Origin of the sequence: Neobacillus sp. (genome assembly GCF_031988165.1) — a bacterium.
In the GTDB taxonomy this organism is placed as follows: Bacteria; Bacillota; Bacilli; order Bacillales; family Cytobacillaceae; genus Neobacillus; species Neobacillus rhizosphaerae.
The window spans coordinates 72,386-96,405 of the sequence record NZ_DALZYO010000020.1 but is presented as its reverse complement, the minus strand read 5'-3'; the positions used below and the strand labels follow the sequence as shown (position 1 = coordinate 96,405).

Here is a 24,020-nt window from a genome sequence, read left to right as displayed (position 1 = left end):
TTAACTGGTTAAAGTGATTCATTTTTGCGGCGCTCCGCCCCTTTTCCATACAAAAGAGAGAAGAATAATTCTTCTCTCTTAATTATTTATTAGTAGATGATTTTGTCGCTTTGCTTCCTTTAGGACCTAGATAATCATAATCGTTTGGATTAATTGATTTATATCCTTCCGGTTTGTAGAAGCGTAACAAATCTTTATAGACGATTTCATCTGACATCTGAAGCTCTGTATTAACTTTTTCAGAAGTATCCTTACATGCTTCCGCATTTTCCATTAATTCACCAGTCTCTGATGAATAGCATTTATCTTTAATTTGGATAACATCTGAGGCCACAAAATCACCATTACGGAATAATGTCCAATTTCTGTGGTCTTTAGATAATAAATCTGAACCAAACTCCATATAGTCCTTGGTATCAATACCTAATAAATGAAGAAGAGTTGGACGTACATCAACTTCCCCACCGATTTCCTTTTGAATACCGCCTTTAACACCAGGAACATGGATAAATAAAGGTACACGCTGTAACTTCGCATTACTAGCTGGTGTGATTTGGTCGACTCCAAGTACTTTTGCCATCGCTTCATTATGATTTTCAGAAATACCATAGTGGTCACCATACATGACGATTACCGTATTATCATATAAACCATCAGCTTTCAAATCGTTAAAGAATTGTTCAAATGCTTGGTCCATATAATTTGCAGATTGGAAATATTGATTTACCACCGTATCACCATAATCACCTGCAGGGAAATCAGTGTCTTGCGGATCCATTTCAAATGGGAAATGGTTGGATAATGAAATAAATTTTGAATAGAATGGCTGCTTTAAGCCTTCAAGTAATGGCATTGACTCTTTAAAGAACGGCTTATCCTTCATTCCGTAGTTCTTTGTATTCTCGTCTGTCATGCTATAATATTCAGCATCGAAAAATTGATCATAGCCTAATGCTTTATACATAACATTACGGTTCCAGAATGTTTTGTAATTACCATGGAATACAGCCGAATTATAGCCATAGCCTTTTAAAATAGCTGGTGCTGCCTGAAAAGTGTTTTGTGCTTTGTTAACGAACACCGCACCTTGAGCCATAGGATATAATGAGTTTTCCATTAAGAATTCAGCATCAGATGTTTTACCCTGTCCTGTTTGATGGTAAAAGTTTTCAAAATAAAATGTATTGCCATCATGCGCTAATGAATTCAAAAATGGAGTAACTTCCTTTCCATCAGGCATTTTATAATCAATCATAAAGCTTTGGAATGATTCCATTGAAACATAAATCACGTTCATTCCTTTTGCTTTTCCAAAGTATTCTGGATTTGGTGCTGTATAGTTCGCTTTCCGATAGTTCTCAACATCTGTAATATCACTGCTGTCGGCTAGGGCACGCTGGCTGGATGATTTAATATTTTGAATGACATCATAAATCGTAAAGTTATAGGCGCCAAGATACTTAACTAAGTAATTTCTATCAAAAGAACGAGTAAGTAACTGCGGACGATCCTTTTCTGCTAAACCTAAGTTAAACAAAAATGTGGTAATGGCAAACAAAAGAACAATTTTAAAAGATTTTCTGTTTGTTACCGTAACTTTTTTGAAAACTGTTAATGCCAGAACAATTAAAATAATCATGTCCGAAAAATAAAAAAGATCTAATGGGGACATTAATGAAAGGGCACTGTTTCCCAATTGTCCTGCATTTGTCTTAGTCTGCATTATAACAGGTACTGTTATGAAGTCATTAAAAAAGCGATAATAAGCAATATTTGCATACAATAAAAAGGATAACAAGAAATTAATAATAATCATTACACGTTTTGTATGCTTCTTAAAAAGCAGTGCGATCCCAAAAAAGAACAGTGCAGAGCTTAATGGATTAATCAATAATAAAAATTTCTGTAAGTTATTGTCAATCCCTAATTTAAATTCAATTTGATAGGCTACATATGTTTTGATCCAAAATAATACAACGGCGATTGCAAAGAACGTAATATGACTATTGTTAAATTTCTTAGAAAGTCTAATTTTATTCATTTCTAAATTCTCCTCTCACTTACCAATTAAGCTTCGGTAAACGAACCTCAATTACTATATCACATTTTCTATAAAAGTAAAATCATAAACCTTGCCATTTTATGTATTATATACAGCAATAATTTACGTCATTTTTCTTATAAATTCGACAAATCGCAAATTCTTAATGATAATTTACTTTATTTAGAAAATGAGATATTCCATTATTCTTATGTGATTCATATGTGGGACATGACTATTTCTATTTTCATTAATATAAGACGATTTAATTAGCAAATAGTTTCATCTTAATAAATTTTCTTTCGCCAATGTTTTTCTCTTATGAGCAAACGTTAGATGAAAAATCGGTTTTTCTCCAAATATATGGAATCATTTATAATATCATAAACCTGAAACTTTTGCTATGCAATATGAATTTAGTCTTATCTTTAATGAGGGAAACATGCTAAATTTTCAGAATAAATATTATTAAGATTGGAAAGCATATTCATGAACGAATAAATTGTAAGGGGGAACATATTTATGCCTAGAATTAGACCTGAATTTACCAAAAGCCCTTATTTTGTTGATGAACCTGGGAATTGGCATTTAAAGGAGGGGGCTCCAAAAGATCTACAAGCGGAGTTGAAAAATTATCTAAATAGCCTCGAGGATTTAGATGAGCCGGGAACCATTAATGGTGTGCAAATTGACTATCCATACGATCACTAAAATGAAGAATATTATATAGAAGAAAGCGGTTAGATTAATGTTAAGCTGAGCACAACACATTAATCTAACCCGTAAACAATAGGAAAGGCAGGATATGATTCCTGCCTTATACCATATCTTCATTTTCTTTATCAATATCACTCGGCTGAGGTTGTTCCTTCGAGATTATACTCCCCAGAACCTCTCTATTATTATTAGTGGCATCTTTTCCTGTGCCTGGTGTGATATTTGCCATTGGAAGTTGTTCTAATTCTTTACCTCTTGGCATTATTCCTCACTCCTTTATCTTACCTTATCCAAGGAGTTAAAATACTATGCAAATATTCAATCAGGAACCATTACTTCTTCAACACTTTTTTTGCCATTTTTTAAAATCCTCTTTGATGTAAAAACTACCCAATCATGATTTTACCCTTAGGGTACCGGAACTTGTCAGGTTTTCTTCGCATTGTTACTGCATAGGCAATTGTTAATGGTCCTACCCTGCCGGCAAACATCGTGAAAGTAATTAATCCCTTTCCAATCGGAGATAATTCCCGAGACAAGTCCATAGATAAACCTACAGTTCCAAATGCAGACGTTGCTTCAAATAAAAGCTTTAAAAAATCTGTTCCCCGCTCAGTGATGGTTAATAACATTGTAATCATCATTACAAGAAAAAGGGCACTAAATATTACGGTAAGTGCTTTGTAAATCGTTTCATAACCGATTCTTTGCCGATAAAAAACAACATCCTCCTTACCTCGTATTTGTGACCAAACAGCCCCAATTAAGGTAGTAAAAGTAGTGGTTTTAACACCACCCCCCGTTGAACCTGGAGATGCTCCGACAAACATTAAAAACACAATTAGCAATAAGGATGATTGGGTCATATCGGTAAGATTCAGCGTATTGGCTCCATCTGTTCTGGCGGCAACGGATTGAAATAGTGCACCTAATATTTTCCCCGAAAAGGACAATGGTTTTAATGTTTTTTCATTGGAAAATTCTAATAAGAAGATTCCAATCGTTCCACCGATTAATAAAAAGGCACTTGTTACCACGACAATTTTGGTATGTAATGATAACCTTTTTGAACGGCGATACTCAAAAAGTTCATTCATAACGATAAAACCTATTCCACCAAGTGTAATTAGCGCACAAATTGTTAATACAACTGTTGGATCATCTACATAAATAGATAAGCTTTGAAAATGACCCATAATATCAAATCCTGCATTATTAAAATTGGATATTGAATGGAAAATTCCGTAATAAATTGCTTTTCCTAATGGCATTTCAAAAGAAAATCGAATAGCCAAGATTACCGCCCCAACAAATTCAATCACAGCAGTAAAAATTAAAATCCGTCTTGCTAAGCGAACAATTCCTTCCATTGATAGGTTATTTAATGATTCTTGCAGCAAGATTCTTTCCTTTAAAGAAATTCTTTTTCCTAATAAAAAGGCAAAAAGCGTGGCGAATGTCATAAATCCAAGGCCGCCTACTTGAATCATAAACAAAATGACTAATTGGCCAAATAACGTAAATGTGGTTCCAGTGTCCACGACAACTAGACCTGTTACACATGTAGCAGATGTAGCCGTAAATAAAGCGTTTAAAAATGACAACCCTTGTCCATTGTTTGTAGAAACTGGAAGTGTTAACAATAGGCTTCCTAATAAAATGATGGTTGCAAATCCAATTACTAGAATTTTAGGAGGGTCAAGATAGTTCTTTTTACGTTGCATTCATTTTCTTCCTAACCTATTAATTTTTTTGTAATAGTAACAACATAAAATAAAAGGGCACTATTCTACTTTCCCCAAAGTATCCCCAATTATATGAGTATCTGTCCTTCTGACCCGATATTATTTTCAATAATAGGATATTTTTTCTTATATTTATATTATATATACTATAATTCGGGTAATTCCATTACAGGAAAAATATACTACTCGGTTAAAAATATGTAAATAAAATTCTTTTTCCTTCTTGTAAAACTAATATTTTCACTAGACTTGTGTCTAATATCATTGTTTAATAATTCAAATTGTTCTATAATACACTAAGAAAATTTTTCCACATCAATTGATTCACCGTCACGATTTATAACTGCTTATATATGAAAATCATAAATTAGAATGGGATTTAAGGGGGAAGAAAATGGACCAAGGAACAAAACAACTCTTTGTTCAAACGGGAAGCCTTGTGGCTGGTTTTATGGTCTGGGTACTAATCTCTTCACTTATGCCTTTTATTAAGGAGGATATTAACCTATCATCAACACAAATTGCTTGGGCTACAGCGATACCGGTTATGCTCGGGTCTCTGCTAAGAGTACCAATCGGATTTTGGGCCAACCGTTATGGTGCCAGAATATTATTTACAATTAGTTTTATCATTTTACTTTTACCAATTGCCATCCTTAGCTATGCAAACTCCATCTTCATGTTAATTTTAGGCGGATTTATGCTTGGAATTGGCGGAGCTGTGTTTTCCATAGGTGTTACATCATTACCAAAATATTATCCAAAAGCAAAGCATGGCTTTATCAATGGGATCTATGGAGCAGGTAATATCGGTACAGCCATAACTTCCTTTTCCGCTCCAGTTCTAGCAAATGCCATTGGCTGGAGAACAACGATAAAAATATTTTTAATCGTAGTTTTCATTTTCGCTATTATTAATTTCCTGTTTGGGGACAAGGAGGAAAACAAAGTAAAAAGTTCTGCGTCAGAGGTACTCAAACAGGTTTATAAAAATCCTAAACTTTGGTTTTTAAGTTTATTTTACTTCATAACGTTTGGATCGTTCGTCGCATTCACCATTTACCTGCCATCATTTTTAGTAAATCACTTTGAATTAGGTAAGGTCGATGCAGGCTTACGGACAGCCGGATTCATTGCGCTTGCAACTATTTTTAGGCCAATTGGAGGCTGGCTCAGCGATAAAGTTAATCCTTTTCTGATCCTTATGGTTGTGTTTTTCAGCCTTACCTTTGCAGGGTTCCTTTTAGCGTTCACACCATCCCTGCCGATTTATTCTTTTGGCTGTTTATTAGTTGCTTTCTTCGCAGGGATTGGAAATGGGGCTATCTTTAAGCTAGTTCCTTTATATTTTTCAAAGCAGGCTGGAATTGTCAATGGTATTGTAGCAGCAATGGGCGGGCTTGGTGGTTTCTTCCCGCCCATTATTTTAACGATTCTCTTTAATTTTACGGGGCATTACGCGATTGGATTCATGTCCCTATCCGAATTCTCCCTAGCTAGTTTAGTCATCGTTGTATGGCTTTACTATCAAGATAAACTAGATATCTCTGCTAAAATTGTGAACCATGCTGTTGATGGCATTTGTGTAACGGATATTAATGGAATTATCCAAAGCATCAATCCTGCATTTACGAAAATTACCGGATATAGTTCTGAAGAAGTTATCGGAAAAACACCAAGTGTCCTTCAATCCGGTGAACACGGCACCGATTTTTATAAAAATATGTGGACCAGTTTAAAGACAAACGGGTTTTGGGAAGGATATATTTGGAACAAACGGAAAAATAACGTTATTTATAAAGAATGGTTAACCATTACTGCAATCAAAGATGATGCCGGAGAAACAAAAAATTATGTTGGAATGTTTAATGAAGAAAAAGAACATCCCAAAGAAAACTAAAGGGGTTCAAAAAAGAGGGGTTCTCAGCCATGATGGTCTCTTTTTTTCGCTAATCAACCATACTTTAATAAATATTACAACTTTTTGTCTAACCACTTTAGTTCACAGTTCCTTCACTATTTTTGTGACGTACGTCACAATAATAACATCACCATGTGGTTTATATTATCCTCATAAACAATTTCAACTTTGTAATATAAAATTTGAAACGAATTTTGGGGGAATTAATGATGGCTCGAATTAATTATTGGAATCCAGAAGATGAAAAGTTCTGGAAAGCAGAAGGCAAGAAACATGCAAATAGAAATTTATGGATTTCTGTACCATCTTTGATGCTCGCATTCATCGTTTGGCAGATTTGGTCAGTTGTTGCCGTCAGACTTAACGATATAGGCTTCCATTTTACTGAAGAACAATTATTTACACTTGCTGCTATACCGGGACTTGTAGGAGCAACACTTCGCTTTGTTTATACATTTGCAGTTGGATCAATTGGTGGTAAAAACTGGACAGTGATTTCAACAGCGATTTTGGCGATACCGGCGATTGGTATTGGCTTTGCAGTACAAAACCCTGACACACCATTTTCAATCATGCTATTGCTTGCAGCACTTTGCGGTCTTGGCGGCGGGAACTTTTCTTCTTCTTCAGCTAATATTAGCTTTTTCTTTCCAAAAAAAGAGAAAGGTACTGCACTTGGAATTAACGGTGGTTTAGGAAACATGGGTGTATCTGTTGTTCAATTCGTCACACCATTAATCATTACTTCAGGAACTTTCGCACTAGTTGGCGGTAAACAAGTTTTAGCAAACGGTCAGGAAGTATGGTTACAAAACGCAGCATTTATTTGGGTAATCCCAATCGTGATTATGACAATTCTTGCTTTCTTTAAAATGGATAATGTTCCAGGAACAAAACAATCTGTAGCAGACCAATTTGTTATAGTAAAACGTAAACATACTTGGATTATGACTGCCCTTTATGTAGCTACATTTGGTTCATTCATTGGCTATTCGGCGGCATTCCCGTTACTATTAAGATCTCAGTTTCCTGAACACATCTCACTTGCTTTCCTCGGTGCCTTAGTGGCTGCAGCTGCAAGGCCAGTTGGCGGCTGGATGGCTGACAAACTAGGTGGTGCAAGAGTGACTGCATATGTGTTAGTCGTTATGGGAATTGGTGCAGCAGGAGTTATTTACTTCTTAAATGGTAAACAATTTGCTGGTTTCTTACTTGCTTTCTTAGTTCTATTCCTTGCATCAGGTATTGGTTCTGGATCCACATTCCAAATGATTCCAAATATCTTTATTCCAAAAGAAGCAGCACCAGTTATCGGATTTTCAGCAGCCTTTGCAGCATATGGCTCTTTCTTCATTCCAAAGCTTTTCGGATGGTCTGTTAATACCACTGGTACACCCGTAACTGCATTTTACTTCTTTATCGGTTTCTATGTGATTGCTTTTGGTCTTAACTGGTTCTTTTATCAGAGAAAAGCTTCAGTTTCAAAATCAGTAGTAAAACAAGCGTGATAAATCCTTTAAATCAAAAAAACCTGCCTAAAATTTTAGGCAGGTTTTTTTGATTATTGGTTTAATATTCTTATTTTTATATGTTTTTTCCCCCAATTAATTGCATCTTGTTTAGAAGGAATAAACACATCAATTCTATTTCCTTTTATCGCTCCACCTGTATCAGCAGCTGTTGCAACGCCGTACCCTTCGACATATACTTTACTTCCAAGTGGGATGACGGATGGATCAACTGCGATGACCTTTGCATCGGGGTTAGCATTTAAATCAACACCTGTGGCAGTCGTGCCAGAACATCCTTCACATGAAGCAGTATATGCGGTTGCCTTTACAGTAATTTCCTTCGTTCTGTCATCTTTACTTTTTGAAGGAGAAATAACGCTCGAGCTAACCTCTTTTTTTGCTGGAGAAGTTATTTCTTTTCTAGCATCTTTGGCCGTAACTGATCGTGATGTTCGTTGAACTGATACGCTATTATTCCTCAAGGTATTGCTATTTTGAAATAATGTTTCTGTGTGAGAATTTTTACCATCATCACTTAATTGATCATAGACTACAAGATTTAATCCTGGATGTATCAGGTCAGTATTTAATTGATTCCACTCTTTTATTTGTTTAACCGTAACTTGAAATTTCACTGCAACATCCCATAAGGTATCATCCTGCTTGACAGTATATTGTTTTTCAGTCGCAATCTCTAGCACATCTCCTGGATGAATAAGGTCAGTAGAAAGATGATTCCACGTTTGAATATTTTCTACAGTTGTATTATGTACTTGTGAAAGATCCCAAAGGGTATCCCCTGTTTGCACAGTCAACTCTGCCGCTTGTACATTAGCACCTACAGTTCCTGAGAGTGCAGCTACTGCAATGAATACTTTTATTTTTTTGATCAATTCCTTACCTCCCATGTTCTTTCGTAGCTAACGGTACCAATCATAACATGGATTTTTCTGAAACAAAGAACAGGGGAATGTTAATTCATTTACAAGTATGGCAATTATATTACAATAACATATCTAACTAACAAAAGATTAAAAAAGAAAAGTAAATAGTAAATTATCTGAATGTTAATAACCAAAAAAGCAATAAAAAATAGTGCAGCGTTATTTCTGCACTATCCTATAAACATAAGTTAGTTAACAAACCTTCGAAATCGCAACTGCACATGCTTTGAATTCTGCGGTCCCGGAAATCGGATCATATTCATTTAAAGTTAATACATTTGTTGGTGTTTCGCTCCAGTGAAAGCTCATAAAGACAAGTCCTGGTACCACTTGTTCTGTAACCTTTGCTTTAACCTGGAGTTCACCACGTCGGGAACGGACCTGAACAACTTCACCATTAGTAATTCCCAGCTCACTTGCATCCTCTGGATGAATATCAACGGTCTCTTCTGTTTGCTTAACTTTGACACCTGCTGCATAGTGGCGTGTCTGGGTATGAGTGTTATAAGATTCATACCTCCGCCCTGTTGTTAACGTAAATGGGTATTCCTCATCGGGCAATTCTAATGGTTCCGTATAGTCCACGGGGACAAATGGTGATTTTTTAGCCACTGGCTGCTGTTGATGGAACCTTTCATGCATAATAAATGTTCCAGGGTGATTCTCATCAGGGCATGGGTAATGGATACTATACTCTTTTTCAAGTCGGGCGTAGGAAATTCCACCATACATCTCCCAAGCAAGATTTCTGACCTCATCCCAAATTTCCTCACTGTTATTATAATGCATCGGATACCCCATCATTGTGGAAAGATCACAAAGAATTTCCCAGTCTTCCTTAGTATTAGGTTCGGCCTCAACTGCCTTACGCACCCGTTGAACTCTTCGGTCCGTGTTCGTGTAGGTCCCATCTACTTCTCCCCATGAACGTGCAGGAAGGACAACATCTGCCATTTTTGCTGTTTCCGTTAAGAAAATATCTTGAACAATTAATAAATCAAGTTTTTCTAATAAGGTTTTTGTATGATTCATATGAACATCTGCAAGTAGTGGGTTTTCACCGATGACATATAAGGCTTTTAATTCCCCCATTTCCAAGCGATCTAAAGTACGGGTTTGGGTATCACCTGCCTGTGGATTAAGCTCTACCTTCCATTCCTTTTCATAACGCACTCGGTACTCGTCGTTTGCTAAGCTCATCGCTCCTGCCAATTGGTTTGGCAAACAGCCCATATCACCTGCACCTTGAACATTATTTTGTCCTCGAAGCGGCATGATACCAGTGCCTTCTTTTCCAATGTTTCCTGTTAACAAGGCAAGATTAGCGATGTCAAATACATTATTAACACCACAATGGTGCTCGGTGATCCCAAGTGTATAGGCAATCATTGAACTGCTTGAAGTAGCATATTCCCTAGCAGTTAAGATAATGTCCTCCGCCTTCAAACCGGTAATAGACGACGCATATTCAGGAGTATACAGTTCAACCTGTTTAGCGAGCAAATCAAAATCAATCGTAAACTTCTCGATAAACTCAGGATTATATAATTTTTCCTTCAGAATGACTCGAATGAAGGCATTGATTAGTGCTATATCCGAACCGACATTAATTTGTAAATGCCGATGGGCGACCTTTACCATATCAATTTTCCTTGGATCAATTACGATTATCTTCAGCCCTGATTTTGTCGCTTTTTTGATGCGATTGGCGATAATTGGATGGGCTTCCGTCGTGTTTGAACCCATCAACAGCAATACTTCTGCCTTATCGAAATCTTCAAGTGTATTAGTTGGGAAACCGCTTCCAAAAACCGTTGCCAGACCGGCAACACTAGGAGCGTGTCACGTGCGGTTACATCCGTCAATATTGTTACTGTGAATGACTGTCCTCATAAACTTTTGTGTAATAAAGTTGGATTCATTTGTACTTCTTGCACAAGCAAACATGCTAATTGCGTTTGGACTCCATGTTGTTTTAATCTCTGTTAATTTTGTAGCAATGAATTGATAGGCCTCTTCCCATGACGTTTCAACTAGCTTTCCAGCCTTACGGATAAGCGGAGATGTTAATCTATTTTTTGCATGTACATATTCATAGGCAAATGCACCCTTTACACATGTTTGACCTTTGTTTACTGGTGCTTCCTTGTCTCCGCGGATTTTCATAATTTTATTATTCTGAACTTCAAGGACTAAGCCACATCCAGTACCGCAGTATCCGCAAATTGTTTTCACAAAATTTGGTTCACCCACTGTTATTCCTCCCCTTAATTCATTAATACCTATATAACCATATTAATCTATTTAATACGATTGTAGCTTCTTTTTTTAAAAAAATTTGTCTTTTTAATAAGACTATAGAAATTTTTCAAAATAAAAAACGAGAGATTTGCTCTCCCGTTTTTACGCAATTTTGGCAGGTAATAAAATATTAAAGGTTGTTCCTTTATTCGGTTCACTTTCCACAAATACTTTGCCATTATGGCTTTCAATAATTTTAAAGCTAACCATTAATCCTAAGCCATTGCCGTTTTTCTTGGTTGTATAAAATGGTTCACCTAATTTTTGTAACTTTTCTTTCGGAATCCCAACACCTGAATCCTGAATCGAAATTTGCACGTTATTATCTTGAATTATTGTTTTAACATGCAAATCCCCGCCATTTGGCATCGCTTCGATACCATTTTTAATAAAATTTAGAAACACTTGTTTTAAGCGGTTTTCATCACATTCAATCTGAATAATCTCATGATTACAATCAAATGACAAGCTAACATTCTTCTTCCTCGCTTCGAATTCAAGCAATGAAACAACATTTTTAATGACAGGCACAACATTCTTTTCTTCTAATTCGACTACCTTTGGTTTTGCTAGTACCATAAAATCCTCAACGATGGTATTAACTCGTTCTATTTCATCGAGGATAATGTTTAAAAACTCCATCCGATCAGGATCTTTTTCATCTAACTGTAAAAATTCTGCATACCCTTTCATAGACGTAAGGGGATTTCGAATTTCATGAGCTACCCCGGCAGCCAGCTGGCCTACAGCAGCGAGCTTATCTTGACGGTGGAGGACCTCTTCTGTTTTCTTCCGTTCAGTAATGTCATTACGTATTGCCAAATATTGGTAGGGTTTACCTTGTTCATCCAAAAACGGAACAATCGTTGTGTCTACCCAGTAATAGGTTCCGTCCTTGGCTCTATTTCTAATTTCACCTTTCCAAACATGTCCCGTTCCAATTGTTTTCCACAGGTCTTTGAAATACACTTTTGAATGGTGACCTGAATTTAAAATATTATGGTCTCTTCCTAAAATTTCTTCTCGACTATATTTTGAAATCTCACAGAACTTATCATTCACACTGGTAATAATTCCTCTCGCATCTGTAAAGGCTACGATTGAAGATTGATCCAGAGCAAATTTAATATCAATATTTTCTTTAAGTGTTTCTTTTAGGTGCTCTTCCGCACTTTTTCTGTCAGAAATGTCTGAACGAATCGCAATATATTGGATTGGTTTACCGTTTTTATCCAAAAATGGAACAATCGTAGTATCAACCCAATAATAGGTTCCATCCTTTGCTTTATTACGAATTTCGCCTCGCCAAATCTTCCCGGATTGGATAGTTTGCCAAAGGTCCTTAAAGAATTCCTTTGAATGGTACCCAGAATTTAAAATCCGATGATTCTTTCCGATGATTTCTTCTTGTTTATACTTTGAAATCTCTTCAAATTTATCATTCACAAACACGATTGTTCCATATGGGTCTGTAATAGCAACAATTGTTGAGGAATCAAGAGCTGCCTTAATGTCCCTTAAATTTGTATCAGTCGTTGCTAATTGTTTACTAATTAACGTACTCGATACTATAAGACCGCAAATAATTAAAACAGTTACAAATAAGACCAAATAAATAAAAAAGGGAGTTTCTGTGCTTGACCCTCTCACCAGGTCACTTGTCGTAACAGTGGCCCTCTTTAATAAGAAATGACCTTCAGCAATAGCTGCAGATATTATAATGGCACTGATTGGTTTTAACCATATTTGATGACCTTGTTTGTAGTTTTTTGAAGAAAAAAGAATCCATAGAGAGAGTATAAAAAATCCAAAAATCAACAACCCCAACAATGTAAATAATGGTATATTGTACTTTACATTCAAATTCATTGCATAAAGACCGATTACTTGAATTGCAATCACAGCAAACGTAAGAAATAAACCGCCAATAAGGAAATGATAAAAACGAATCACTTTACCATAAAACGGAAGAAAAGCCATTCCTGTAAATGCTACCCCTATAAAAATGGAAAGAACCGTTAGTGGAATATGATAGCTAGCAAATCGATTTGTATCTGCTGATATAAGTCCCATAAAATTCATTATCCATATTCCAATTCCCATTGAAAATGTTCCACCAAGAAACAATAGCCTTTTATTTTGTCCTGAAGTCCTAATTAATGTAAACATATCTAAAGCTGTATATGATGCCATGGTGGTTAAACCTATTGCAATGATAATAATATAAGGATGAAAAGTTCCTAACAATGCATTCATTACCCAGCATCCCCCATTCCCACTATCTGTTTCTACTATGATTGTAATGTAAAGCAGAATGTTATGGAAGTATAAAATATGGAAGAAGAACATTTTTATCAATATTTTTACCTATAAATACACATTTAGTAAATAAAATAATTAAAAGCTCATTACTATATCTTGTGATAAAAGCCTTATTTTTTTTAAAACAGGTGATTTTTCCAAAAAAAGTCTACACAAATTTCTATTTTTTGATTATACTGTACTATAACAAGATGAAATAAAATAGACTGTATTAATAAAGGAGGAGTTTTACATGTTAATGAGTCCAGTTGAGTTTTTCAGAAACCTACCAAAGAAGGAATGTCCAGAATGCGGTCAGCATGTGGAGGAGCAAGCCGAAAGTTACTTAATGGAATGCGATCGCTGTTTATCCAAAAGAGAAGAATAGTCGGAAAAGAGGAAGCGCCATCCTTAGCTAGACAAGAAAATAACCTCTAACAGAAGAAGTCTGTATTTTGACTTCATCTGTTAGAGGTTATTTAACCTCGAGAGGGTAGGCGCGAAAGCTAGAAAGCACATAAAACTCTCCAGTCAACGGAGAGTTTTGTGTTGTCATTCAATTATTTTCCGTTTTGGAGAAAAATAGGCAAGCATATTCCCCGCCTAAAAAACAAAACCTTTAGACAAGGAGCTGAAGATCATGGTGAAGAAAAAGGACTATCTTGCAACTGCTCCAAGAAAAGAACAAATGACAGTAAATAATGGAGCAATATACCCTAATCAAAAATATGTAGCAGGAAATTCTGTGGATGAGCACAAATACTTAGGAGAAGCCAACAGCCTCCTTGCTGCAGATGAATTGGGCCAACAGAACGAAAATTTATAAAAGGATTGGTTGGGAATATAATGATTGATTTTGATGAAGAAAAAAAGACTGTCTATTTATCGTGACAGTCTTTTACAAAATTAGATTTTCGGAAGCTCTCTTATTTCATGCATCATCTCATTGCCACACATTGGGCAAAGTAAGTCATCAGCGACAAAATCCTTTCTCATCCAACCAATACATGAATGATCGATACAGGAATAAATTTCCGTGTCCACCATTATTACCTCAATATCTTCTTCTTTCCGTTTACCATAAAAAATGAGAACCGCCTCCTTTTTACTAGTATGCCCCAAAGGACCTTTTTCATTTCCAGTAAACGATTTTAACTTTGGAGGTTAAAAGAATGGATTTAAACAATAAACGATATACGTCAACCGGAACAGACATTACAGAAGTCAAAAGGTTAAACGACCAGTCCGGGTTAAGTTATAATGATGTGAAGAAACTTCTTGCTAAACAATATTTAATGGCTAAAAAATAGTTGGAGCCTGTAAATGAGGCTTCAATTTTTTTGTTACTCGATCTTATTTTTTATATTCTATCGTAATAGTTTCATCATGTCCTTTTGAAAGGAGTTTACTTTTCTTTCGGTTTTCTTTCGTTTGGAAAATAATATCAAAGTCATAATCCTCAGGGTAGAGTTCTTTTGCCGCTATATAAAGTTGTATCCTTTTATGATTGATAGAAACCTTCTCTCCTTTTATTTGGACAAGATAATTCCCAAGTGGATCCGGTCCGGTATAGACAATTCCAAACTCATTCGCTGGGGAAATCTTCACATTGTCTCCTATATGAAAATGTGGCACTTGTATCTCCGTTTTTGCTACCTTTTTTCGGTCCTTAAATTTGTTCACAATCACCTGTTTTTCTAATTCCTTCAACTTCCAAGTATTCGTTTCTACGATTGTATATTGTTTCTCTTCCTTATAGGTGATGGCATGTGCTCTTTCAATAATCTTCGGATGAATCCCTAGCTTTAATGCAATGGCAAACGCCTGACTATCCCCACCCCTGCCAATGATTAAGCGATAGGTTGGGCTAAGTGTGTTTACATCAAATTCCATCGATCCATTTAAAAAACCGGAATGTTCTTCGGCAAACTCTTTAATCTCACTATAATGAGTCGTTGCCAATATGGTTGCTCCTTTTTCATAAAGAGTTTCCAGTATAGCTGTTGCCAGACCCATTCCTTCTCCTGGGTCTGTGCCGGATCCAAGTTCATCTAATAAAACCAATGTCCGGTTATTGGTTTCTTTCAAGATTTCAATGATATTCACAATTCTTGAACTGAACGTACTTAAATTTTCGGTAATACTTTGGCCGTCCCCAATATCCACTAAAATACAATCAAATATACATAGATTACTTTCCTCAGCGGCAGGAATATGAAGGCCGCATTGGACCATTAAAGTTAACAGTCCGACAGTTTTAATTGTTACTGTCTTTCCACCCGTATTCGGCCCGGTGATTACTAATGCCTGCTGCTCCTTACCCAATACGAATGATAACGGCACAGCTTTTTCTCCTAACATTGGATGACGAGCGTGAATCAGTTCAATCTCATCTGTTTCATTAATACTTACTCTAGAAGCATTTATCGAACGGCAATATTTTGCTTTTGCAAATAAAAAGTCATAATGCACCATTGTTTCAACAGCCATAAGGATTTGCTGTTCCTTTTCCTCAACCAATCCTGTTAAGTAGTTCAGAACCTTTTGCACCTCGATTTCTTCATCTGTAAAAAACCATGTTAGCTGATCCTGGTAAATGGCAATTTCTTCAGGCTCGATAAATAGAGTCGAACCCGAAGCGGACGTATCTAACACCGTTCCCTTTATTTTATTGCGATATTCCTTTTTAATTGGAATGACATATCGTCCATTTCTCTGACTAACTACATTTTCTTGTAAAAAGCTTTTATATTTATTTGAGCGAATCAATTGGATGGTTTTTTCTTTCAACCGCTCCTCATGAATCGTTATTTGCTTCCTTATTTTCAATAACTCCTTACTGGCATAATCATCTACCCTACCGTTACGGATACAGCGGATAATTTCACTTGCAAGCTCCGGAATTTCATCAATCACATTTACATATGCTGACACTCTCGGAGCGTAATAAGCTTTATCCTTCATAAATCTGCGCATCTTCCCGCAGCAATCCAAAAAATCATAGAGCTTTGTTAATTGTTCAGCTCTTAATGCAACACCTTTATTCATGTTACCTAACAGCTGTTCCATCCCCTCCAAACCATGAACAGGAACACTGGAGCTTTTTGTCAATATAACAACAGCCTCGGAAATCTCATCAAGCCAGGCATCGATTTGCCTTTTATTGGTAGAAGGTGTCAGGCACTCAATTTTTCTTTTTCCCTCTTTTGTTAATGCATATTGTGCGATTATTTCCTTAATTTCTTTAAATTCCAATGTGTTAAATGTATGCTGATTCAATTTTTTTACCTCCTAAAATAAAAATAACCGCAATGAACAATGTCATTGCGGCAAAAAGATATGAGTGGATTCACTCATTTTTCATACTCAAATTAAACCAAAATAAATACTGTCTACACGAGTGTACACAGCTACATTGGTAAAAAGATGTATGCCTATGTCTGCCCATTGTTCTTAACATCATTCCAAAACCAAATAAGCCTCAACTCGAACACAAATTAAACGAAGAGGTTGACTGGAATGAATATATCCAATTGATTGGATTAGTTAAGAACGACACCTAACATAAAACATACTCCTTTATTGAAAAAGTAAATTCTTCTAAAGAATACGATAGTGGGAATATTTTGTCAAATACTACTTACGAAATCCTTCCTTCTTTTTTAATAAAAAAAACAAAATATGCAACAATAAAATTCAAAAACATTTAACAATCATGGTTCAAAAGTGGCTATTACTAACCCCTTTAACAGTTTATCATATTTATAATGGCTATTAACTTTTAAGGTGGTAAGTATGATTACAGGTCAAACAAAAAACCTTTTAACAGATGAATTAATCGAACTTTTACATAAGGCAGGACGAATGATTGAAGTGAGAAAGGGGACTTTTTTGTTTCAAGAGGGCATGCCTGCTTCCGAAATGTACCTTATCCTATCTGGAAAAGTTCAAATTTCAAAGATGAACGCCGAAGGACAAGAACTTTATTTACGCTTATGTTCAGCAAATGAGATTGTTGGCGAATTAACATTATTCACTGAAGACCCAAAATACATTTTTAACGCTAAGGCGATAGCGGACTGCAAAGTGGCAGCAATCAATCTAGCTTCGTTAGAAAACTCTCTTTTTGAAAATAGTAAACTTTCCTATTTGTTTTTAAAATGGATGAATGATCATTTCCGGAGAACAATGACAAAGTTTAGAGACTTAGTATTGTTCGGCAAAAAAGGTGCTCTTTACTCAACCTTAATTAGGTTATCTAATAGCTATGGAATTGAAAAAGAAGACGGCATTCATATCTCTGTTCCGTTAACCAATCAAGATTTAGCGAACTTTTGTGGTACAGCTAGGGAAATCGTCAGCAGAATGCTTACAGATTTAAAGAAAAAAAAGGTGATATCCATCCATCAAAAGAAAATAATTATTCATAAAATCGACTTTCTACGAAGTGAAAATGATTGTGAAAATTGTCCTATTTCAATGTGTAACATTGATTAAGAAGGATTAGCAAGGAGATTCTCATCTCCTAGCAGACTTAAATAAAAAAATCAATCCCATAAGGTATAATAAATGATGTTAACACGGCAGCAATTCCCATGGCAGCACCCGCAACAGCCCCTTGTACCTCCCCTTCCTTCACTGCCTCAGCCGTACCGATTCCATGGGCGATTGTTCCAATCGACAAGCCACGAGCAAATGGATGAGTTATCTTAAATAGACTTAATAACTTAGCTCCAAACATCGCACCAATCATTCCTGTAATAATCACAAAAGCAGCGATTAGGGGGATATTTCCGTTTAAAATCCTCCCAATTTCCGTTGCAACTGGGACAGTAACTGATTTTATCGTTAAAGCAAGGATGACCATTCTTGAAAATTGCAGACAATAGCCCAAAATAATTGCGGAGAAAATGGTGGTAACTAAGCCGATTGAAATTCCTACAAGTGCTGCGCCATAGTATTTAGCAAATAAGCGGCGATTTTTATAAATTGGCACAGCGAGGGCAACTGTTGCTGGACCTAGTAAATATGTCATCATTTTTTTTGCTGGAATGTATTCGTCATAAGAAACATTTGAAATAACTAATAAGAAGATAATGACAATCGTGCTCAAGAAAACCGGATTGGTTAATGGGGAAGAATATTTTGCTGCTATAAAGCGAGCAAAAATATAAACAGACAGCGTTAGAAGAATACTATAAAACGTGATCACGATAATTCACTTTTTCCTTTTCATTTTTCATAATGACGGATTGAGTTGCTTTTCCTGCAGATATAAGCCCAATAAAAGCACTGACAATCAGAACAAAAAGGAAAGATAATCCTTTATTAACTAAAGCTGATCCTATCGTCATCAAACCTACCGATATGGGAATAAAAAAGAAGCCAAGATGTTTTAACAGCCACTCAGCTGCCATTTCTATTTGTTCAATCTTTATGACACCCATCGAAAGCAATAAGAAAAGAAGCACAATACCGATGACGGTTCCAGGTATCGGTAAATGAAAAATCCGCACCATTTGATTCCCAACTTGATTAATTCCAATAAGAATCAACATTTGTACTGAAAATCCCCACATCTTTTTCATCATGTTTAACACCTATCTCTCCATTTTCCATTCAAATTGTTTTATTGCATCCACCATTCTCACAAATTCAAACAATAATATTAAGTATAAAGGAGGGACAATTCTGACGCATTAACTTTGTTCACAAAATATCTATATCTTTTTTAAAAAAACTTCTTTATCTTATTGGTAGGAGGGATAGTAATGAAAAAAATCTATCTCATTTGCAGTCTTGTTGTGTTCCTCGGAATTGCCGGAGGAATCTCTTTCTTTTTGATTCGAGATGCAAATGCGACAATACCAGCAAATGTAAGCTTGATTAACCAAAATGGCGATCCATATAATTTTGGTAAGGATAAGACAAAACTAAAGCTTATTGAATTTATTTATACCCATTGTCCAGACATTTGCCCAACCACAACACAAAAGATGGTTGCCTTGAAAAAGGATTTAGTAAAAAACGGGGTTTTCGGCAAGAATATCGAATTTATCACCATTACCATAGATCCCTACCGTGACACCCCAGAGATTTTACAGGGGTATATGGAGGGGTTTGGAATTAAAAACGACGATGATTGGTTGTTTTTAACTGGGGATAAGAAAAATATTAAAAATGAGCAAGGTAAAATTAAACAGGTTACTGATGCTTTGCAATTTCAATTTAAAGACCCAGGAAACGGACAATTCGTCCACTCTACTTTTATTTATTTGGTTGATCAAAATAACAAATTTGTCGCGAAGTTTCCGATGGGAAAAGAATTTAATAAGCAAGCGGTTTACGACAAAATTATGAATAAAATTGAATAAAGAACAAAAGGCGCAAGCGCCCGTTTAGCGGCGTATGGACTGGATCGCTCCAACTGAGATAAAGGAAACACGAAGAGCGATAGCGATTCGATGTTGACTTATCGTAGGGCGGAGAGCGAAGTACACTAGCCGCTGGGCGCTGGAGCTGGATTCAGAGAACTATTTCAATTTATCCACAATTAATTATTTTATAATTTCCTATACAATAAAAAAAGCGGTTAGTCCCTTGGATTAATCGCTTTTCATTACCATTTTTTTATTTAATTCACAGAAGAAGGATATTTTTTAATTTGCTGTAACGATAAAAGGTAATTGGACTTTGGTTTGGTTAGACTCGCTTTTATACCGGCTTTTTTTAACTTGTTAACGAGTTCAGTAAGCTGTTTCTTTGCCATACTTCTCACCTTCTTTATTACTTCTTAAAACAATTCTACAACAAAATTATGAATAAAGTGTGAAAATGGGAAAAATTTTTTAGAAAATTTTTCTTAAAAAATTCTAATCGACCTTTATGAATTCGCTATTCTTCTATTTTAATGGTATACTATATGGCAATATGGTTTTTTGGAGGATGTTTTAAATATGATTACCGTAAGTAACGTTGGTTTAAGATATGGAGACCGAAAGCTTTTTGAAGATGTAAATATTAAGTTCAACCCTGGTAATTGCTATGGATTAATTGGGGCAAATGGAGCAGGGAAATCAACTTTTTTAAAGATTTTATCCGGTGAAATAGAAGCACAAACTGGTACTGTACAACTCGGACCAAATGAACGGATGGCTGTGTTAAAACAGAACCATTTTGAATACGAGGAATTTGAAGTATTAAAAACCGTTATTATGGGTCATGCACGGCTTTATGAAGTTATGCAGGAAAAAGACGCGATTTACATGAAGGAAAACTTCACGGATGAAGATGGCATGAAGGCGGCTGAACTTGAAGGCGAATTTGCTGAATTAAACGGTTGGGAAGCTGAGTCAGAAGCAGCGATTTTGTTAAAAGGCCTTGGAATTGGCGACGATCTTCATGATAAAAAAATGGCTGAATTAACTGGATCAGAAAAAGTGAAGGTCCTACTTGCACAAGCATTGTTCGGCAGACCGGATGTTTTACTACTGGATGAGCCAACAAACCACTTAGATATCAAAGCGATTCAATGGCTTGAGGATTTCCTGATTAATTTTGAAAATACCGTTATTGTTGTCTCCCATGACCGTCATTTTCTTAATAAAGTGTGTACGCACATTGCCGATTTGGACTTTGGAAAAATTCAAATCTATGTCGGGAACTATGACTTTTGGTATGAATCAAGTCAATTAGCCTCAAGAATGGCTTCTGACGCCAATAAAAAGAAGGAAGAAAAAATTAAAGAGTTACAAAGCTTTATTGCCCGTTTTAGTGCCAATGCCTCTAAATCTAAACAGGCAACATCTCGGAAGAAATTATTGGATAAAATTACCTTGGATGATATCAGACCATCATCGCGCCGTTACCCATTCGTTGGCTTTACACCTGATCGTGAAATCGGGAATGACTTGTTAAGAGTGGAAGGTTTATCTAAGACGATCGATGGCGTAAAGGTTTTAGATAACATAAGCTTCTTTATGAACAAGGGAGATAAAATTGCTCTTGTTGGAACGAACGAGGTTGCTAAGACTATTTTATTTAAAATTTTAACGGGCGAAATGGAAGCAGACAGTGGAACTTTTAAGTGGGGGATCACCACTTCACAAGCTTATTTCCCTAAAGATAACTCCGAGTATTTTGAGAACAGCGATGTTAACCTTGTCGATTGGCTTCGTCAGTTCTCACCAAAGGATGACAGCGAAAGCTTTTTACGTGGATTTTTAGGAAGAATGCTATTCTCTGGTGAAGAAGTATTAAAGAAAGCAAGTGTCCTTTCTGGGGGAGAAAAAGTTCGCTGCATGCTATCAAAAATGATGCTAAATGGTGCTAACGTTCTACTTCTTGATGAACCAACAAACCATCTTGATTTAGAATCCATAACTGCTTTAAATAATGGATTAATTAATTTTAAAGGCTCTATTGTTTTTGCTTCACATGATCATCAGTTCATTCAAACGATTGCTAACCGGATTTTCGAACTAACACCAAATGGATTAGTGGATAAACAAATGACCTATGATGAATATCTTGAAAATGCTGATATTCAAAAACAAGTCGCTGAAATGTATCAGTAACAAGAAAAGCGAGAACTAACCTAGGCGCTGGCGTTAAACAATAAAATGAATTCGGGCACCCACATTATATTTGTTGGTGCCCGTTTTTTTAGCTCCTCTTCTGTTTTCTCCGCGATGAAGATTCAGTTCGTGAACCTGTTTCTGAAGTTGTTGTCCCTTGGCCTTCCACTTGTGAGGAATTCAGCCCGATTGTCGATGCGTCCTTTTTTCGCTTACCCATATGACCACCTCCCCTATTAGCTTTTGGAAAATAATCTCTCTCTATACCGAATATTTCCGTTAATCTTAGGCAAGATAATCTACAGGAGGAGGTGTTTTGTATGGCAAAGGTTGGAGTAGAACAATCTCTTACAAACGTTCAACAAGCACTACGGGAAAAGGGTTATGACGTTGTAGAATTAAAGCACGAGTCCGATGCGCAAAATTGTGATTGCTGTGTCATTACAGGTCTGGATTCAAACATGATGGGAATGCAGGATACCTTTACAAAAGGCTCAGTGATTGATGCAAATGGGATGTCTGCTGATGAAGTATGTCAACAAGTGGAGAGTAGACTTCCATAAGTTCCAGTTAAAAACTAAAGATAGGATTTCGAAAGACTAAAGGATTTCAACTTTAGTCTTTTTTATTCCTCCTTTTTCGCATGGATATTGACCTTGGGGCTTTTTTCTGAAGTATTTTTTTTCATTTTTTCATTCCGGCGGTTTTCCATTTTTTCCTCTTCATCAAGCTTTGGTGTAAATTCACTTCCATACGTTGCACCAATATTCAATTTCCCCTTTAACTCTTTAATTCCAAGCTGGCCAAAATTATTATTCAGCTCATATTTATCAAAGATGATTTTTTCAATATTAATTTTTTCTATAATAATCGGTGGATCAGTTGATTTAATAACCATATCGGATGAAGTTTGTTGCTCGAAGGTTTCTAATGATTTCTTTAACTCTTCGATATCCATTTCTAAGGAAGACAATTTTTTTTTTAATTCCTTTTCATAATCATTTTTACGGAATATGAGGAATAAACCTTTTAATGACATGCCACAAACTCTCCCTTATTTTAAACCTACTACTATTTATATGGATTAATTATCCTAACATGTCCAATTTTATGAAAGGATGGAATAATAATATGTTCTTCTTACCAACAAAAATAAATCTTGGAGATTTAATTGTTAATGAAGCTGGTTTAGGATCAAGCATATCGATTGGCTCAACACAGAAAATTAGTATTAATAATACAACCAAAAAAAATCAGGGATTTGGACAGCAAATTGGTGATAAAACATCAATCATTCTCCCCATTCATTTTGTTCAGGATGGAGATGTTATTGACGCAGAGGTTTTCTTTTCAGGAAACTAATCAATGGGAATAATCTCTCCCACTTTAAAGGTACGCGGGTAACTAACAAAAAGGATTCCGTTCCAGAATTTTGCTCTTAAGTCATTAGAACTTACTGAATCCGGTAATGTGATTGCTCTTTGGAATTCCCCATAGTATCTTTCTGAGTAGCTGGGTTTAATTGATGGGTGCAAAGGCAAGGAAGAACCCTTAATAGAAAGGACATTCCCATTTAGCCCTAATTGTATATCTTCTTTTTTTACCCCGGGGAGCTCAATTAATACGGTTACTTCCTTTTCACCCTCTATGACATCTATAAGCGGAAACGTACGCAATATTTTTTCATCATCATTAGATTTGTCTCCATTACCTCGGAAAGGAGATGTAAATGGCTGGTCATTGACAAACTGTTGAGCGAATTCCTGATCAAAAATATTTTCCCAAAAATCACCACCATGCATATTTTTGGCAATTTCCATCCATTGTTTTAATTTATCCATATCCATTAATTCACAGCTCCCATTCCCCTAATAAAATCACATAAATCGTCAAGTTATATGAATAAATTTATTTTTTAGTCATTCACTTCCTACTCTTATAATCTTATGCATATTATCTTTGT

At 35.8% G+C, this 24,020-nt stretch carries 25 protein-coding genes; 11 read left to right on the top strand and 14 right to left on the bottom strand.

All coding sequences use genetic code 11. The features are described from left to right. Positions 1–82: 82 nt before the first annotated feature. A complete protein-coding gene (gene ltaS, locus RTR43_RS13870) occupies positions 83–2,041 on the bottom strand; it encodes a lipoteichoic acid synthase (RefSeq protein WP_312472727.1) in 1,959 nt (652 codons plus the stop codon). 522 nt (positions 2,042–2,563) lie between these two features. Here ltaS and RTR43_RS13865 point away from each other — a divergent pair. Then, positions 2,564–2,752, top strand: coding sequence for a hypothetical protein (locus RTR43_RS13865; RefSeq protein WP_312472726.1), 189 nt, complete (start codon positions 2,564–2,566; stop codon positions 2,750–2,752). 106 nt (positions 2,753–2,858) lie between these two features. Here the strand turns inward: RTR43_RS13865 and RTR43_RS13860 are convergent, their stop codons facing one another. Together RTR43_RS13860 and RTR43_RS13855 are read right to left on the bottom strand one after the other, a co-directional pair. Then, complete coding sequence (locus RTR43_RS13860) at positions 2,859–3,020, bottom strand: hypothetical protein (RefSeq protein WP_312472724.1); 162 nt, start codon at positions 3,018–3,020, stop codon at positions 2,859–2,861. A 124-nt stretch (positions 3,021–3,144) separates the two neighbouring features. Next, on the bottom strand, positions 3,145–4,482 hold the full coding sequence (locus RTR43_RS13855; RefSeq protein ID WP_312472722.1) for a TrkH family potassium uptake protein: 1,338 nt from the start codon (positions 4,480–4,482) through the stop codon (positions 3,145–3,147). 415 nt (positions 4,483–4,897) lie between these two features. Here RTR43_RS13855 and RTR43_RS13850 point away from each other — a divergent pair, with 415 nt between their 5' ends. After that, the gene (locus RTR43_RS13850) at positions 4,898–6,403 is read left to right on the top strand and encodes an MFS transporter (RefSeq protein WP_312472719.1); all 1,506 of its coding nucleotides are present in this window, start codon (positions 4,898–4,900) and stop codon (positions 6,401–6,403) included. Positions 6,404–6,633: 230 nt separating this feature from the next. After that, the gene (locus RTR43_RS13845; RefSeq protein ID WP_312472734.1) at positions 6,634–7,932 is read left to right on the top strand and encodes a NarK family nitrate/nitrite MFS transporter; all 1,299 of its coding nucleotides are present in this window, start codon (positions 6,634–6,636) and stop codon (positions 7,930–7,932) included. 53 nt (positions 7,933–7,985) lie between these two features. Here RTR43_RS13845 and RTR43_RS13840 read toward each other — a convergent pair whose 3' ends face one another. From RTR43_RS13840 to RTR43_RS13825, 3 genes are all read right to left on the bottom strand, one after another. Continuing rightward, complete coding sequence (locus tag RTR43_RS13840; protein WP_312472718.1) at positions 7,986–8,828, bottom strand: LysM peptidoglycan-binding and 3D domain-containing protein; 843 nt, start codon at positions 8,826–8,828, stop codon at positions 7,986–7,988. Positions 8,829–9,071: 243 nt separating this feature from the next. Further along, complete coding sequence (fdhF, locus tag RTR43_RS13830; RefSeq protein WP_396954581.1) at positions 9,072–11,114, bottom strand: formate dehydrogenase subunit alpha; 2,043 nt, start codon at positions 11,112–11,114, stop codon at positions 9,072–9,074. Between the two features lie 168 nt (positions 11,115–11,282). Beyond that, complete coding sequence (locus RTR43_RS13825; protein WP_312472716.1) at positions 11,283–13,436, bottom strand: PAS domain S-box protein; 2,154 nt, start codon at positions 13,434–13,436, stop codon at positions 11,283–11,285. A 298-nt stretch (positions 13,437–13,734) separates the two neighbouring features. Between RTR43_RS13825 and yhfH the strand changes: the two genes are divergently transcribed. Beyond that, entirely contained in the window at positions 13,735–13,869 is a 135-nt protein-coding gene (gene yhfH, locus RTR43_RS13820; protein ID WP_248734616.1) for a protein YhfH, read from the top strand. Positions 13,870–14,121: 252 nt separating this feature from the next. Continuing rightward, positions 14,122–14,307 (top strand): hypothetical protein, encoded by a 186-nt coding sequence (locus RTR43_RS13815; protein ID WP_312472715.1) that lies wholly within the window; start codon positions 14,122–14,124, stop codon positions 14,305–14,307. 80 nt (positions 14,308–14,387) lie between these two features. Here the strand turns inward: RTR43_RS13815 and RTR43_RS13810 are convergent, their stop codons facing one another. Next, entirely contained in the window at positions 14,388–14,603 is a 216-nt protein-coding gene (locus RTR43_RS13810; RefSeq protein ID WP_312472714.1) for a cold-inducible protein YdjO-related protein, read from the bottom strand. A gap of 50 nt (positions 14,604–14,653) precedes the next feature. Here RTR43_RS13810 and RTR43_RS13805 point away from each other — a divergent pair, with 50 nt between their 5' ends. Then, positions 14,654–14,791 carry a hypothetical protein gene (locus tag RTR43_RS13805; protein WP_312472712.1) on the top strand — a complete coding sequence of 46 codons (138 nt, stop codon included), beginning with the start codon at positions 14,654–14,656 and terminating at the stop codon, positions 14,789–14,791. 43 nt (positions 14,792–14,834) lie between these two features. Here the strand turns inward: RTR43_RS13805 and RTR43_RS13800 are convergent, their stop codons facing one another. Next, the gene (locus RTR43_RS13800; protein WP_312472711.1) at positions 14,835–16,760 is read right to left on the bottom strand and encodes an endonuclease MutS2; all 1,926 of its coding nucleotides are present in this window, start codon (positions 16,758–16,760) and stop codon (positions 14,835–14,837) included. A gap of 516 nt (positions 16,761–17,276) precedes the next feature. On the opposite strand from RTR43_RS13800, the gene RTR43_RS13795 reads away from it, so the two are divergent. After that, positions 17,277–17,978, top strand: a complete 702-nt coding sequence (locus RTR43_RS13795; RefSeq protein WP_312472710.1) for a Crp/Fnr family transcriptional regulator — start codon at positions 17,277–17,279, stop codon at positions 17,976–17,978. Positions 17,979–18,015: 37 nt separating this feature from the next. Here RTR43_RS13795 and RTR43_RS13790 read toward each other — a convergent pair whose 3' ends face one another. Both RTR43_RS13790 and RTR43_RS13785 read right to left on the bottom strand, forming a co-directional pair. Next, a complete protein-coding gene (locus RTR43_RS13790) occupies positions 18,016–18,693 on the bottom strand; it encodes an LrgB family protein (RefSeq protein WP_312472707.1) in 678 nt (225 codons plus the stop codon). Further along, positions 18,677–19,072 carry a CidA/LrgA family protein gene (locus tag RTR43_RS13785; RefSeq protein WP_312472704.1) on the bottom strand — a complete coding sequence of 132 codons (396 nt, stop codon included), beginning with the start codon at positions 19,070–19,072 and terminating at the stop codon, positions 18,677–18,679. Before RTR43_RS13785 ends, RTR43_RS13790 begins: the two co-directional genes overlap by 17 nt. Positions 19,073–19,252: 180 nt before the next feature. Here RTR43_RS13785 and RTR43_RS13780 point away from each other — a divergent pair, with 180 nt between their 5' ends. Further along, positions 19,253–19,855: an SCO family protein gene (locus tag RTR43_RS13780; protein ID WP_312472703.1), complete on the top strand. Its 603-nt coding sequence runs from the start codon at positions 19,253–19,255 to the stop codon at positions 19,853–19,855. Between the two features lie 260 nt (positions 19,856–20,115). Here the strand turns inward: RTR43_RS13780 and RTR43_RS13775 are convergent, their stop codons facing one another. Beyond that, positions 20,116–20,250 carry a hypothetical protein gene (locus RTR43_RS13775; protein ID WP_264760442.1) on the bottom strand — a complete coding sequence of 45 codons (135 nt, stop codon included), beginning with the start codon at positions 20,248–20,250 and terminating at the stop codon, positions 20,116–20,118. A 187-nt stretch (positions 20,251–20,437) separates the two neighbouring features. Between RTR43_RS13775 and RTR43_RS13770 the strand changes: the two genes are divergently transcribed. Continuing rightward, complete coding sequence (locus tag RTR43_RS13770) at positions 20,438–22,057, top strand: ABC-F family ATP-binding cassette domain-containing protein (RefSeq protein WP_312472701.1); 1,620 nt, start codon at positions 20,438–20,440, stop codon at positions 22,055–22,057. 88 nt (positions 22,058–22,145) lie between these two features. On the opposite strand, the gene RTR43_RS13765 is transcribed toward RTR43_RS13770, so the two are convergent. After that, a complete protein-coding gene (locus tag RTR43_RS13765; RefSeq protein ID WP_312472699.1) occupies positions 22,146–22,277 on the bottom strand; it encodes a YuzL family protein in 132 nt (43 codons plus the stop codon). Positions 22,278–22,377: 100 nt separating this feature from the next. Here RTR43_RS13765 and RTR43_RS13760 point away from each other — a divergent pair, with 100 nt between their 5' ends. After that, positions 22,378–22,620, top strand: coding sequence for a YkuS family protein (locus RTR43_RS13760; RefSeq protein WP_312472697.1), 243 nt, complete (start codon positions 22,378–22,380; stop codon positions 22,618–22,620). Positions 22,621–22,682: 62 nt separating this feature from the next. On the opposite strand, the gene RTR43_RS13755 is transcribed toward RTR43_RS13760, so the two are convergent. Beyond that, positions 22,683–23,096 carry a hypothetical protein gene (locus RTR43_RS13755; RefSeq protein WP_312472695.1) on the bottom strand — a complete coding sequence of 138 codons (414 nt, stop codon included), beginning with the start codon at positions 23,094–23,096 and terminating at the stop codon, positions 22,683–22,685. Positions 23,097–23,188: 92 nt separating this feature from the next. Here RTR43_RS13755 and RTR43_RS13750 point away from each other — a divergent pair, with 92 nt between their 5' ends. Further along, on the top strand, positions 23,189–23,419 hold the full coding sequence (locus tag RTR43_RS13750; RefSeq protein ID WP_312472693.1) for a hypothetical protein: 231 nt from the start codon (positions 23,189–23,191) through the stop codon (positions 23,417–23,419). Here RTR43_RS13750 and RTR43_RS13745 read toward each other — a convergent pair. Continuing rightward, positions 23,416–23,904, bottom strand: a complete 489-nt coding sequence (locus RTR43_RS13745; protein ID WP_312472691.1) for an Hsp20/alpha crystallin family protein — start codon at positions 23,902–23,904, stop codon at positions 23,416–23,418. The two genes, RTR43_RS13750 and RTR43_RS13745, sit on opposite strands and share 4 nt — an antisense overlap. Positions 23,905–24,020: the final 116 nt, after the last annotated feature.

Excerpts from the sequence above, each read along its gene's own strand:
- ltaS (WP_312472727.1), bottom strand. The coding sequence starts at position 2,041 with ATGAATAAAATTAGACTTTCTAAGAAATTTAACAATAGTCATATTACG.
- RTR43_RS13865 (WP_312472726.1), top strand. The coding sequence starts at position 2,564 with ATGCCTAGAATTAGACCTGAATTTACCAAAAGCCCTTATTTTGTTGAT.
- RTR43_RS13860 (WP_312472724.1), bottom strand. The coding sequence starts at position 3,020 with ATGCCAAGAGGTAAAGAATTAGAACAACTTCCAATGGCAAATATCACA.
- RTR43_RS13855 (WP_312472722.1), bottom strand. The coding sequence starts at position 4,482 with ATGCAACGTAAAAAGAACTATCTTGACCCTCCTAAAATTCTAGTAATT.
- RTR43_RS13850 (WP_312472719.1), top strand. The coding sequence starts at position 4,898 with ATGGACCAAGGAACAAAACAACTCTTTGTTCAAACGGGAAGCCTTGTG.
- RTR43_RS13845 (WP_312472734.1), top strand. The coding sequence starts at position 6,634 with ATGGCTCGAATTAATTATTGGAATCCAGAAGATGAAAAGTTCTGGAAA.
- RTR43_RS13825 (WP_312472716.1), bottom strand. The coding sequence starts at position 13,436 with ATGAATGCATTGTTAGGAACTTTTCATCCTTATATTATTATCATTGCA.
- yhfH (WP_248734616.1), top strand. The coding sequence starts at position 13,735 with ATGTTAATGAGTCCAGTTGAGTTTTTCAGAAACCTACCAAAGAAGGAA.
- RTR43_RS13815 (WP_312472715.1), top strand. The coding sequence starts at position 14,122 with ATGGTGAAGAAAAAGGACTATCTTGCAACTGCTCCAAGAAAAGAACAA.
- RTR43_RS13805 (WP_312472712.1), top strand. The coding sequence starts at position 14,654 with ATGGATTTAAACAATAAACGATATACGTCAACCGGAACAGACATTACA.
- RTR43_RS13795 (WP_312472710.1), top strand. The coding sequence starts at position 17,277 with ATGATTACAGGTCAAACAAAAAACCTTTTAACAGATGAATTAATCGAA.
- RTR43_RS13785 (WP_312472704.1), bottom strand. The coding sequence starts at position 19,072 with ATGATGAAAAAGATGTGGGGATTTTCAGTACAAATGTTGATTCTTATT.
- RTR43_RS13780 (WP_312472703.1), top strand. The coding sequence starts at position 19,253 with ATGAAAAAAATCTATCTCATTTGCAGTCTTGTTGTGTTCCTCGGAATT.
- RTR43_RS13775 (WP_264760442.1), bottom strand. The coding sequence starts at position 20,250 with ATGGCAAAGAAACAGCTTACTGAACTCGTTAACAAGTTAAAAAAAGCC.
- RTR43_RS13770 (WP_312472701.1), top strand. The coding sequence starts at position 20,438 with ATGATTACCGTAAGTAACGTTGGTTTAAGATATGGAGACCGAAAGCTT.
- RTR43_RS13765 (WP_312472699.1), bottom strand. The coding sequence starts at position 22,277 with ATGGGTAAGCGAAAAAAGGACGCATCGACAATCGGGCTGAATTCCTCA.
- RTR43_RS13760 (WP_312472697.1), top strand. The coding sequence starts at position 22,378 with ATGGCAAAGGTTGGAGTAGAACAATCTCTTACAAACGTTCAACAAGCA.
- RTR43_RS13755 (WP_312472695.1), bottom strand. The coding sequence starts at position 23,096 with ATGTCATTAAAAGGTTTATTCCTCATATTCCGTAAAAATGATTATGAA.
- RTR43_RS13750 (WP_312472693.1), top strand. The coding sequence starts at position 23,189 with ATGTTCTTCTTACCAACAAAAATAAATCTTGGAGATTTAATTGTTAAT.
- RTR43_RS13745 (WP_312472691.1), bottom strand. The coding sequence starts at position 23,904 with ATGGATATGGATAAATTAAAACAATGGATGGAAATTGCCAAAAATATG.